Here is a 12,433-nt window from a genome sequence, read left to right as displayed (position 1 = left end):
CTGCGCATGCGTCGTCGCAGGCTTTGATAGGGGGTTTCGCATGACTGAGGACTTCACAGGATTTTTCATCCATCACGCGGTATTGGGCATTTCACTGGGAAACTGGATTCTGGCGTTGTGCGCAACGTTGCTGAGCTATTTCCTCGCGCGGACGGCCATCCGCTTCGTGTTCCGCAAGGTGCAGGCGCGCGCCGCGGCCGGTAATGGACACTTGAGTTACATGGCCAGCGAAGTGCTGTCGGCAACCAGCACCACGCTGTTGCTGCTGGCGTCGATTCTGATCGGGATCGGTTTGCTCGACTTGCCCGAGCGCTGGCTCAGTCGCGTCAGCAGCCTGTGGTTTGTGGTGGCGGCGTTGCAGGTCGGCCTGTGGGTCAACCGTGCGTTGGCGCTGGCGCTGCATCGTTACTTCTCGCGCCACAGCACCACCGGCACGTATCAAGGCAGTGCTCTGGCGACGCTGAGCCTGTGGGGCATGAAAGTGCTGTTGTGGGCGGTGATTCTGCTGGCGATGCTGTCGAACCTTGGCGTCAACATCACCGCGTTCGTCGCCAGTCTCGGCGTCGGCGGTATCGCCGTGGCGCTGGCGGTACAGAACATTCTCGGCGACGTGTTCGCCTCGCTGTCGATTGCCGTTGACAAGCCTTTTGAAGTGGGCGATTTCATCGTTGTCGGCACGCTGGCCGGTACGGTCGAACACGTCGGTTTGAAAACCACACGCATACGCAGCCTGGGTGGCGAACAGATCGTCATGGCCAACGCCGACATGATCGGCAGCACCATCCAGAACTACAAACGGCTGCAGGAACGGCGGATCGTCTTCGAATTTCGTCTGACCTATGAATGCTCGACCGAGCAGATCAAAGAGATCACCCGCCGCGTTGAAGCGATCATCAAGCACGAAAAACAGGCGCGCTTCGATCGCTGCCATTTCCGCAGTTTTGGTGAGAGCGCACTGGAGTTCGAGACGGTGTATATCGTCCTCGACGCCAGCTACAACGTGTACATGGATGTGCAGCAGCGGATCAATCTGCAGATCATGGAAGCGGTTGCCGACGTTGACGCCGCGTTCGCCTTCCCGTCGCGGACGGTGCACATCGCGTCATTGCCCGAGGCCGCTGCGTTACCGCCGAGAGCGCAGCCTGTCTCGCGTACGGAACATGCCTGAGCGCTTTGCACAACCGGCCGCCAGCAGCACTGGCGGCCGGTTGTTCATTCAGAACGCGTAGCTGGCCTTGAGCCCGCCGTTGAAGCCGTGGCTGTCACCGCCGCCGCTGGCTCCGACCTCAGCGCCCAGGCTCAGGGCGCCGAGATTGGCCATCAGGTTGACGCCGCCGCTGAACTGATCGCGGTTGTCGAAAGCTGCGCGCTGTTCAACGTCGAGGCCGAGCAGATGACTTTGGCTGTCAACCTGGTTATCACCCAAGGTGCGTTCGTAGCCAACCTGCACGCTCGGCACCAATTGCCAGGCGCCCATCGCCAGCGGAGCGAAGGCGACGTTGAGGTTGGCAATTGCGCTGCGGCGGGTAGCGCTGTTGTCGTCGACGTCCAGCGCCAGTTCGCTGCCCTTCTCCTGGAAGCCGTTAAGGTCGAGGTGGCTGATGCGCAAACCGAGGCTCGGTTCAAAGATCATGCCGTCAACCGGGGCGCGATAACCCAGCGCCAACGTCGCACCGGTGAGGTTGCCATGGCTGTCGCCTTTTGCCGTGCCGAGGCCACCGCCGAGTTCGCGTTTGCTGGTGTAGTCGACGTAACCGGCACTGGCATTGGCGTCAACGAACAGGCCGCGTTCCAGGCTGCTGAAACCGTAACGCGCGCCGACATTGAGGAAAGTAAAGTCGGTATCCGCCTCCCCACCCGCGCCGCCGACGCTGCCATTGCTGTAGCCGAACCCGCCGCGCGCACTGAATTGTTCGCTGAAGCGTTGGGTGATACCGACCATCAAGCCCTGACTGTGTTCGTTGCTGCTGTCGGCATGGGCCGAGCCATCGGTGCCGAGGTAACCAGCCAGCGCCGTGCTCCAGAGGCGGTACTGCCCGACCTTGAGGTCACTGCCGCTGGCGAACGGTGCCGCAGCTTGCTCAATCATTGCGTTCTGACGCAGCAGATAGCTCGCCGCGTCGGCGTGCACCTGACCACCGACCTGACTCTCAACCCCACCGAGGGTGCCGGCATCGATCGCCGATTGCAGATAGTAGTTATAGGCGCTGTAAGTCCCGGACAACTCGGTGTTCTGCAACTGCCGCAACAATTCGGCACCGGCCGCCGCGTTACCGATCAGCCCGGCCTGCCCCGGCAGACTGTTGTATTCGACCAGCTTGCCGCGCAACACATAGATGGTTTCCTGGGACAGACCGAGCCCCTGTTTGAGGTAATTGTCCATGCTGCCGTACTCGGCGGCGACCTGATCGAGACCGGCCTGCAAATAACTGGCCTGCACGCCCAGCAACGGCTCGTAGACCGCGGCCATGCTCGGCGGCAAGGCTTTCAGGGTTGCCGCGACCCGCGCGGCGGTGTAGTCGTTGGTCGCCAGATAGTTGGCCATGATGGTCGCCTCATCGACCCCGGCGATGCTCTGCAAAACAGCCGCGGTCCAGCCGGTGCGGTCCTTGCCGGCGGTGCAGTGAAACAGCTGCGCGGCGTCGACACTGGCGAGGGCATTGAACAACTGGCCGAACTGACTGCGCATGCCCGCGTCGCTGACGAACGCACGGTTGGTCTGCTCCATCATGGCGATGGCATCGGCAGCGCTTTTGAACGAGATATGGGTGATATCGGCACCGGAGGTGGTGCTGCCGATGATATCGATGTTCTGCCAGGTCGCGCCCGCGATCATCGTGTCAGGCGTGGCGGCAATTTCGCTCGGCGTACGCAGATCATAAATCGCCCCGATACCCAGCCCGTTGAGCGTCGCCAGATCCGCCGCCGATGGCGTCAGCGCATTGGAACGATAGAACACCCCGCCACGCATCGTGCCGTCATCGGCGGTGGCGTAAGCGCTGGTGGTACCGGCTACATCACGAAAATTATCGATGCCTTGCAGACGCGGCGTGTCGAGCACGACAGGCTCGGCAGCGTGGGCGGCAGCGATGGACAGGCTCAGAACGGACAGCGAATACAGAAGACGTTGGAACACAGTGCAGCCTCATTGAACAAGCGTTGGGCTTTTCACTATGGCGATGCGAGTGGGACGGAATATGACAGTTTCGAGTGGATGGGAAATGCCTGCGCGAATGGGCCGTGGGGTGCGTGAATGGTCTGTTTTTCGAGTCGGTGGTTTGAAATCAATCTGAAAATCAAAAGCCCCTCATCGGAACGCCGCCCGCCTAACCCTCTCCCGGAGGGAGAGGGAACTGACCGTGGTGGATGCGAGTGGTACGTCAACGCGCAGTACCGGGTCGAATGCGACTTTCGAAATCAAAAGCCCCTCACCCTAGCCCTCTCCCGGAGGGAGAGGGGACTGACCGTGGGGGATGTGAGAGCTACACCGACCTGCGATACCGAGCCGTACGCAAATTTAGAAGCCAACCAAAATCGGCTCCCTCTCCAGGGGGAGAGGGCTGGGGTGAGGGGCAGCCACACCGCAGATCCAACGCCATGCACCGCTTCTCACCACTCAACAATGAGCGCAAGCTCGAGTGCTTTTGATCTTGATCCACCGGCGACGTCGGAAGGCTGAGTGGAGGGATCGATCCGGGCGTGGGAGCGCAGCGACCGTCTGGCGAAGCCAGACACAGCGGAAGGAGGTGCAGCGCAGCAAACCGTAGCCGCTGCGCCCGGATCGATCCCGCAACGAAGGGACCCGAGCCTGCGAGGGCCGAACGCAGGAGCAAGCCTTTTTGGGTACTTTTTCGGCGTCTGGAAAAAGTGCCTCGCCGTAAGGGCGAAACCGCCAGCCGCAGCACCCGAAGCAATGGATATATACCCAGCGCGAACATCAACCCTCTCGATCACCCACCCGAATATCTGTCACCCCCACCCGCTCAGCCTGCTCGATCACCTGCTCCGGCGACGAATCTGCCGACGGCATGAGCAGACTGTTCTCCGCATCCCCCAAATGCAACTGCAACAAATGCATCGCCGCCTCATGCTCAGCCAGCTGCCCCTGCTTCAACTCAAGCTCATAACGCCGTGGCTCACCATTGAAGCGATACTCCAAAACAAAAACAGCCATCGTCTCATCCTCGAAGAAAGTCAGAACAACTGCATACCCTGACCGACCGGTCAGCTTATTGGTTCAACCGCATCGCTTGCCGGGCAAACTTTTCGCGGCGCCGGGCGTCCCTTGCATACACTTCCCGAAAAGCTGATCACAGCTAAGGACTGGCAATGACCTTCTTCATCTTCCTCTTGGCCTGCGCAGCAGCCGCCACCACCGGCATGATGTTCAAACCCGGCGCGTGGTACGAAGGCCTGAACAAACCCGGCTTCACCCCGCCCAACTGGGCGTTTCCGGTAGCCTGGACGATCATTTATCTGCTGCTGGCCTGGGCCGGTTACCGCTTGAGCCTGATCCCCGGCAGCCAGACCGTACTCGCCCTGTGGGCCGCGCAAATTGCCTTGAATACGCTGTGGACGCCGGTGTTCTTCGGCGCACATCAGGTGTTGGCGGCGATGGTCATCCTCACGCTGCTGTGGCTGGTCGTCGCGGCGATGGTCGTACTGGCGTTGCAGCTGGATGTCATCACCGGGCTGATCCTGTTCCCGTATCTGGCCTGGCTGTGTGTCGCCGCGGCACTGAACTTCTCCATCCTGCTGAAGAACCGCACATGACCGCCCCTGCGCCTTGGCCGCAAGGTGAGCGCGAACTGGCGCAAGTGCGCGCGTTCAATCGCAAGCTCGCCTGGCTGCCGCGCTTCAAGATCCGCAACCGCCTGACGCCACGCCTGATCCAGGCGCTGCTGCGCGTCAGTCAGGTCGGCGGTGCGAAAAAGCTGCGCGAGCATGGCCTGACCGCCGAGCGAAAAACTCTCGACACCGTGCCCGTGCGGATCATCCGGCCCAAAGGCCAGCCGCGCGGCGTGGTTCTGGATTTCCACGGCGGCGGCTGGGTCATCGGCAACGCGCAGATGAACGACAACTTCAACATCGCCATCGTCAACGACTGCGAGGTGGCGGTGGTCTCGGTCGATTACCGATTGGCCGTTTCTACCCCTGTCGAAGATCTGCTCGATGACTGCCTGCGCGCTGCTCGCGGGTTGCTCAATGACGCCGAGTTCGCCGGATTGCCCGTGGTGGTGGTCGGCGAATCGGCCGGCGCCCATCTGGCCGTCGCAACGTTGCTCGCATTGAAAGCATCGCCCGAATTGCTTCGGCGCATTCACGGTGCACTGCTGTATTACGGCGTCTACGACCTGACCGGTACACCGAGCGTACGCAACGCGCCAGCCGAGACACTGGTGCTGGACGGCCCCGGCATGGTCGACGCGTTGCGCCTGCTGACCCCCAACCTGAGCGACGCGCAACGCCGTCAGCCACCGCTGTCGCCGCTGCATGGCGATTTCAGCGATCTGCCCCCGGCACTGCTGTTTGCCGGTGAACTCGATCCGCTGCTTGACGATACGCTGATGATCGCCGAGCGCTGGCAGCCCTCGGCGCCGGTTGAGCTGCATGTATTGCCGGCGTCGCCCCACGGTTTCATTCATTTTCCGACGGCCATCGCTCAGGGCGTGCTGGCTTACAGTCGGCAGTGGATTTCGATGCGTGTCGAGGGCGATAAGGCGTGACACGATTTCAGTGAAGGCTGGGTACTCGGGCATCACTTATGCCCCTTGAAACAGCCTGCAATACCCGTTTTCCTCAATTTGCCGGTGTTCAGCCGCCAAGCGCTGATTTTCTGCCTAGACTTGCTTTTGTTCCGGCACCCGAATGCACGCAACGCATCGAGCCATCCGAAAACAAAAACAAGAGGAAATCCGTAGATGCTCAGATCCCTGTATACCGCGCTGGCCTGCGCATTGGCGTTAGGCACGATGAGTCCGGCCATGGCAGCCGACCCGGTGATCATCAAGTTCTCCCACGTCGTCGCCGACCAGACACCCAAAGGCCAGGGCGCCTTGCTGTTCAAGAAACTGGTCGAGGAACGCCTGCCGGGCAAGGTCAAGGTCGAGGTCTATCCCAACTCCTCGCTGTTTGGCGACGGCAAGGAAATGGAAGCGCTGCTGCTGGGCGATGTGCAGATGATTGCGCCGTCACTGGCCAAGTTCGAGCAATACACCAAAAGCCTGCAACTGTTCGACCTGCCCTTCCTGTTCAACGACATCAACGCCGTCGACCGCTTCCAGTTGAGCCCGGAGGGTCAGGGGTTGCTCAAGTCGATGGAAAGCAAGAACATCACCGGCCTGGCCTATTGGCACAACGGGATGAAGCAACTCTCGGCCAACAAGGCGTTGCGGGTGCCGGCCGATGCCCGTGGCCTGAAGTTCCGCGTGCAGGCTTCTGCCGTGCTCGAAGAACAGTTCAAGGCCGTGCGCGCCAACCCCCGCAAGATGAGCTTCGCCGAGGTGTACCAGGGCTTGCAGACCGGCGTAGTCAACGGTGCGGAAAACCCCTACTCGAACATCTACAGCCAGAAAATGCACGAGGTGCAGAAATTCATCACCGAATCCAACCACGGTGTGCTGGATTACATGCTGATCACCAACACCAAATTCTGGAATGGCCTGCCACCTGACGTGCGCAGCGAACTCGACAAGATCGTCGTCGAAGTCACCGCCCATGTGAACAAGGAAGCCCAGCAACTCAACGAGAGTGACAAACAGCGCATCGTCGCGGCCAAAACCACGGAAATCATTACCCTCACGCCTGAAGAACGCGAGCAGTGGCGCGAAGCGATGAAACCGGTGTGGAAGAAGTTCGAAGCCGACATCGGCCCTGACCTGATCTCCGCCGCCGAGGCCGTCAACAAGGCTCAGTAATCGCATGGCAGGTGCTGCCGGGGCCGCGCCTGCCAGTCTTGACTCGACGTGAGATGCCCGCCATGAAAGCGCTTCGGCGAATCTGGGAACACTTCGAGGAAGGCTTTATCGTCTTCCTCCTGGCTGCGATGACGCTGGTCACGTTCGTTTACGTGATCCTCAACAACTTCTACAGCCTGTTTTACTGGCTTGCCGATCAATGGCCCGCGGCAAGCTCGCCGCTGTTCGCCATCGGCGACGGCATCATGGGCATGGCGCAGGCGATGACCTGGAGCACAGCCCTGACCAAGGCCCTGTTTGGCTGGCTGATCTTTTTCGGGCTGGCCTATGGCGTACGCACGGCCGGGCACATCGGCGTTGATGCGCTGGTCAAACTGGCCCGCCGCTCCGTGCAGAAATACATCGGCATCCTCGCCTGCCTGTGCTGCCTGGCCTATGCCGGGGTGCTGTGCATTGCCAGCCTGGAATGGATCGCGACCTTGATGAACGCCGGTATCGGTGCCGAAGATCTGGGCCACTTCGGCATCATGCAATGGCATATCGGGCTGATCGTGCCCTTGGGTTTCGCGCTGATTTTCATCCGTTTTGCCGAAATACTCGTGCGCATATTGCGCAACCGTCAGACCGGACTGGGCCTGGCCGATGAAGCCGCCGATGCGCTGAAACTCGCCGAGCACGAGGATGACAAGTCATGACCATCGCCTTCCTGTTCGTCGCCCTTTTCGCTTTGATGTTCATTGGCGTGCCGATCGCCATTTCCCTCGGTCTGGCGGGGTCTCTGACGATCATTTTCTTCAGTCCCGATTCCGTGCGTTCGCTGGCGATCAAGCTGTTCGAGACCTCAGAGCATTACACGCTGCTGGCGATTCCGTTTTTCCTCCTCGCCGGCGCGTTCATGACCACCGGCGGGGTTGCCCGTCGCCTGATCGACTTCGCCAATGCCTGTGTCGGGCACATTCGCGGCGGCCTGGCCATCGCGGCGGTGCTGGCGTGCATGCTGTTTGCCGCCCTCTCCGGTTCCAGCCCGGCGACCGTGGCAGCGGTGGGTTCGATCGCCATCGCCGGCATGGTCCGTTCCGGTTATCCGCAGGCCTTCGGCGCAGGGATCATCTGCAACGCCGGGACCCTGGGCATTCTGATTCCGCCGTCGATCGTGATGGTGGTGTATGCCGCCGCCACCGAAACCTCGGTCGGCAAGCTGTTCATGGCCGGGGTGATACCGGGCCTGCTGTTGGGCACCGCGTTGATGGTGGCGATCTACATCGTCGCAGTGAAAAAGAACCTGCCCGCCCTGCCCCGCGCCACCCTGCGTGAATTTCTCGCCACCGCACGCCAGGCCATCTGGGGCCTGTTGCTGATGGTGATCATCCTCGGCGGCATTTATTCCGGGATGTTCACCCCCACCGAGGCGGCGGCCGTGGCAGCGGTCTACTCGGCGTTCATTGCGTTGTTCGTCTACAAGGACCTGACGTTTCGCGAGACGCCGAAAGTCCTGCTCGAGTCGGCCAAGCTGAGCATCATGCTGATGTTCATCATCGCCAACGCCATGCTCTTCGCCCATGTGCTGACCACCGAACAACTGCCGCAGCAGATCACCGCCTGGGTGATCGACGCCGGCCTGACTCCGGTCACGTTCCTTTTGGTGGTCAATATCGTGCTGCTGATTGCCGGCGCGTTCATGGAGCCGTCGGCGATCATCCTGATTCTGGCGCCGATTCTGTTCCCGATCGCTATGAAACTGGGCATCGACCCGATTCACCTGGGCATCATCATGGTGGTCAACCTGGAGATCGGTCTGATCACGCCGCCGGTGGGGCTGAATCTGTTTGTCACTTCGGCGGTGACCGGCATGTCCCTGCCCGCGACCATCCGCGCGGCGATGCCGTGGCTGACGATCCTGCTGGCGTTCCTTGTGCTGATTACCTATGTGCCATGGATTTCGCTGGTATTGCCGGCCTGGCTGGGGATGAATTGATGCCCGCACCCGTGCCGTGCAGCGCTAAAACACTCTGCTGACAACCATAACAAGACGGAGAGCTTTCCCATGCGAGTCAAAACACGCTTTGCCCTGCTGGCCGCCGCCACCCTGGCATTGAGCAGCGCGGCGCAGGCCGCACCGGTGTTCATCAATATCCTGACCGGAGGCACCAGCGGGGTGTATTACCCCATCGGCGTCGGCTTGTCGCAGATCTACAGCGACGGCATTCCCGGTTCGAAGACCTCGGTGCAGGCCACCAAAGCTTCGGTGGAAAACCTCAATCTGTTGCAGGCAGGTCGTGGCGAGTTGGCGCTGGCCTTGGGCGATTCGGTGGCGGACGCGAAAAACGGCGTGGAAGACGCCGGTTTCAAAGCGCCCCTGACCAAACTGCGCGCCCTCGGCGGTGCCTACCCCAATTACATTCAGATCGTCGCCAGCCAGGAATCGGGGATCAAGTCTCTGGCCGACCTCAAGGGCAAGACCATCTCGGTCGGCGCCCCCAAGTCCGGGACCGAACTCAACGCCCGGGCCATTTTCAAAGCGGCCGGCCTGACCTATGAGGACATGGGCAAGGTGCAATACCTGCCCTTCGCCGAATCGGTAGAGCTGATCAAGAACCGTCAACTGGACGCCACACTGCAATCCTCCGGACTGGGCATGGCGGCGATTCGCGACCTGTCTTCGGTGATGCCGCTGAACTACATCGCCATCACGCCTGAGGTGGTGAGCAAAATCGGCAACCCGGCGTATCAGAGCGCGATGATTCCGGCCAACACCTATGACGGTCAGGGTGAAGCCGTGCCGACCGTGGCAATCACCAACATCCTGGTGACCCGCGCCGACCTGCCGGATGACGTCGTCTACCAGATGACCCGCCTGCTGTTCGAGAACCTGCCGCGCCTGGGCAACTCTCATTCGGCCGCCAAGGACATCAAACTGGAGACGGCGGCGAAAAACCTGCCGATCGACCTGCATCCCGGTGCCGAGCGCTACTACAAGGAAAAAGGCGCGTTGTAACCGCCCCACGGCCAGTGGCGATTCGATGGTCGCCACTGCCCACGTTGATCCTTTCCAGCGTAGTCATGAGGCAGGCCGCCAATGAGCGATGAGCATCACGGCATTTCCGCGAACCCGCGGGACTGGCCAAAAGCGCTGTTTTACGTCGCGCTGCTGTTTTCAGTGTTCCAGATCATCACCGCAGCCTTTGCGCCGATCTCCAGTCAGGTGCTGCGCGCGGTGCACGTCGGCTTTCTATTGTGGGTGGTGTTTCTCAGCTACCCGGCTTACGGCCAGAGCCGACCCTGGCAACCACTGGCCTGGCTGCTCAGCCTCGCCGCCATCGGCGCCGCCCTGTATCAGTGGGTGTTCGAAGCGGATCTGATCCAGCGTTCCGGCGACCTGACGCCAACCGACATGCTCGTCGGTGTGGTGCTGATCGCGTTGGTCTTCGAAGCCGCGCGGCGGGTGATGGGCATTGCGCTGCCGATCATCTGCGGCTTGTTCCTCGCCTATGGCCTGTTCGGGGAATACCTGCCCGGCGAACTGGCCCACCGCGGCTACGGCGTCGACCAGATCATCAATCAATTGTCGTTCGGCACCGAAGGGCTGTACGGCACCCCGACCTACGTATCGGCCACCTACATCTTCCTATTCATCCTGTTTGGCGCGTTCCTCGAACAGGCCGGGATGATCAAGCTGTTCACCGATTTCGCCATGGGCCTGTTTGGCCACAAGCTGGGCGGTCCGGCCAAGGTCGCCGTGGCTTCGTCGGCGTTGATGGGGACCATCACCGGTTCGGGGATTGCCAACGTGGTGACCACCGGGCAATTCACCATTCCGCTGATGAAACGCTTCGGCTATCGGGCCGCGTTCGCCGGCGGCGTCGAAGCCACTTCCAGCATGGGCAGCCAGATCATGCCGCCGGTGATGGGCGCGGTGGCGTTCATCATGGCGGAAACCATCAATGTGCCGTTCGTGGAAATCGCCAAGGCTGCGTTGATCCCGGCCATTCTGTATTTCGGTTCGGTGTTCTGGATGGTCCATCTGGAAGCCAAGCGCTCCAACTTGCAGGGCTTGCCCAAAGACCAGTGCCCCAGCGCATTCGGCGCGGTCAAGGAGCGCTGGTATCTGCTGATTCCTCTGCTGGTGCTGGTCTACCTGTTGTTCTCCGGGCGTACACCGCTGTTTTCCGGCATGGTCGGCCTGGCATTGACGGCGATCGTGATCCTCGGTTCGGCGATCGTTTTCCGGGTGCACAGCTTCGGTCTGCGCTGTGCGTTCTGGATTGCGCTGGGTGTGCTGTGCACAGGCTTTTTTCAGCTGGGAATCGCGGTGATTTTCGCCGTCGTGGCGGTGCTGGTGCTGGTTTGCGCATTGATCAAGGGCGGTCGCGAGACCCTGCTGATCTGCCTGCACGCATTGGTCGAAGGCGCACGCCACGCGGTGCCGGTAGGCATCGCCTGCGCGCTGGTCGGGGTGATCATCGGCATCGTTTCGCTCACTGGCGTCGCGTCGACGTTTGCCGGCTACATTCTGGCCATCGGCCGCGACAACCTGCTGCTGTCGCTGATCCTGACAATGATTACCTGCCTGGTCCTGGGCATGGGCATTCCGACCATTCCCAACTACATCATCACCAGTTCGATTGCCGCGCCGGCGCTGCTGGAACTGGGCGTGCCGCTGATCGTCTCGCACATGTTCGTGTTCTATTTCGGCATCCTCGCCGACCTCACCCCACCGGTGGCCCTGGCCTGCTTTGCCGCCGCGCCCATCGCCAAGGAAAGCGGCTTCAAAATCAGCCTGTGGGCGGTGCGCATTGCGCTGGCTGGTTTCATCATTCCGTTCATGGCGGTCTATAACCCGGCGCTGATGCTGCAAGGCGACAATCTGTGGATGAGCGCCTACATGCTGCTGAAAACCGTTCTGGCGGTCGGCCTGTGGGGCGTCGCGTCTACGGGTTTTCTGCAACGCAAAATGGCAGTGTGGGAGCGTTTGCTCAGTTTCGCTGCGGGGGCTTTACTGATCGTCGCGCTGCCGCTGACCGATGAGATCGGCTTCGCCCTCGGCCTTCTGGTGCTGTTCCAACACGTCTGGCGATCCCGCCGCGCCGGGCTGGCGGCGGCATGATCGGCTTGTGCCTGGGGCTGGCCGGCAGCCTCTGGGCGCAACTGCCGGTGAGCCATTTCACCCTCGCGTGGTATCACAGCATCGAAAAGATTCGCTGGGAAGAAGATTACCGGGTCAGCGCCGAAGGCCTGGTGCTGCAAGAAGCGCGGGTACGCGGCAACGGTGCCGGCATGGACATCCCCGATGACGCACGACTGGACAACGGCAGCTGGCACTTCCAGCGCCGTTTGCCGCCCCAACAACCACTGAAACTGGGGCGCGCACCCGAGGCGGGCGATTATCAGTTGTGCTTCGAGGGCGACTGCCAATCGATGAGTCGATGGGTCGGCGCCCCGACCAGCGCGCAACCATTCATTGAGCTGTGGAGCTGCGAGACCGCCGGATAATCGTCATTCAGCGCCCGCTCCTCTTT

The 12,433-nt window shown here is 61.3% G+C and carries 11 protein-coding genes; 9 read left to right on the top strand and 2 right to left on the bottom strand.

The annotated features are described in order from the left end of the window. The first annotated feature begins 40 nt into the window (after positions 1-40). Complete coding sequence (locus J3P75_RS12200; RefSeq protein WP_434710728.1) at positions 41-1,168, top strand: mechanosensitive ion channel family protein; 1,128 nt, start codon at positions 41-43, stop codon at positions 1,166-1,168. Positions 1,169-1,216: 48 nt separating this feature from the next. On the opposite strand, the gene J3P75_RS12195 is transcribed toward J3P75_RS12200, so the two are convergent. Then, positions 1,217-3,136: a tyrosine-protein phosphatase gene (locus J3P75_RS12195; RefSeq protein ID WP_434710726.1), complete on the bottom strand. Its 1,920-nt coding sequence runs from the start codon at positions 3,134-3,136 to the stop codon at positions 1,217-1,219. Between the two features lie 801 nt (positions 3,137-3,937). Continuing rightward, the gene (locus J3P75_RS12190) at positions 3,938-4,174 is read right to left on the bottom strand and encodes a hypothetical protein (protein WP_434710724.1); all 237 of its coding nucleotides are present in this window, start codon (positions 4,172-4,174) and stop codon (positions 3,938-3,940) included. A gap of 155 nt (positions 4,175-4,329) precedes the next feature. On the opposite strand from J3P75_RS12190, the gene tspO reads away from it, so the two are divergent. The 8 genes from tspO to J3P75_RS12150 all read left to right on the top strand — a co-directional run bounded on the left by tspO (position 4,330) and on the right by J3P75_RS12150 (position 12,407). Continuing rightward, entirely contained in the window at positions 4,330-4,773 is a 444-nt protein-coding gene (gene tspO, locus J3P75_RS12185) for a tryptophan-rich sensory protein TspO (protein WP_434710723.1), read from the top strand. Beyond that, positions 4,770-5,726, top strand: coding sequence for an alpha/beta hydrolase (locus J3P75_RS12180; protein WP_434710722.1), 957 nt, complete (start codon positions 4,770-4,772; stop codon positions 5,724-5,726). Before tspO ends, J3P75_RS12180 begins: the two co-directional genes overlap by 4 nt. A 195-nt stretch (positions 5,727-5,921) precedes the next feature. Continuing rightward, positions 5,922-6,917, top strand: a complete 996-nt coding sequence (locus J3P75_RS12175; protein WP_434710721.1) for a TRAP transporter substrate-binding protein — start codon at positions 5,922-5,924, stop codon at positions 6,915-6,917. Between the two features lie 62 nt (positions 6,918-6,979). Beyond that, on the top strand, positions 6,980-7,612 hold the full coding sequence (locus J3P75_RS12170; RefSeq protein ID WP_434710720.1) for a TRAP transporter small permease: 633 nt from the start codon (positions 6,980-6,982) through the stop codon (positions 7,610-7,612). Then, on the top strand, positions 7,609-8,892 hold the full coding sequence (gene dctM, locus J3P75_RS12165) for a C4-dicarboxylate TRAP transporter large permease protein DctM (protein ID WP_434710719.1): 1,284 nt from the start codon (positions 7,609-7,611) through the stop codon (positions 8,890-8,892). The genes J3P75_RS12170 and dctM overlap by 4 nt, the downstream gene beginning before the upstream one ends. A gap of 69 nt (positions 8,893-8,961) precedes the next feature. After that, positions 8,962-9,912 carry a TAXI family TRAP transporter solute-binding subunit gene (locus tag J3P75_RS12160; protein ID WP_434710718.1) on the top strand — a complete coding sequence of 317 codons (951 nt, stop codon included), beginning with the start codon at positions 8,962-8,964 and terminating at the stop codon, positions 9,910-9,912. 81 nt (positions 9,913-9,993) lie between these two features. Next, positions 9,994-12,021 carry a TRAP transporter permease gene (locus tag J3P75_RS12155; protein WP_434710716.1) on the top strand — a complete coding sequence of 676 codons (2,028 nt, stop codon included), beginning with the start codon at positions 9,994-9,996 and terminating at the stop codon, positions 12,019-12,021. After that, positions 12,018-12,407: a DUF1850 domain-containing protein gene (locus tag J3P75_RS12150; RefSeq protein ID WP_434710714.1), complete on the top strand. Its 390-nt coding sequence runs from the start codon at positions 12,018-12,020 to the stop codon at positions 12,405-12,407. Before J3P75_RS12155 ends, J3P75_RS12150 begins: the two co-directional genes overlap by 4 nt. The last annotated feature ends 26 nt before the right edge of the window (positions 12,408-12,433 follow it).

The organism is Pseudomonas sp. R1-1, assembly GCF_051132135.1.
Classification (GTDB): Bacteria; Pseudomonadota; Gammaproteobacteria; order Pseudomonadales; family Pseudomonadaceae; genus Aquipseudomonas.
Note: the sequence above shows the minus strand (reverse complement) of the source record. Positions and strands in the feature narration are given on the sequence as shown.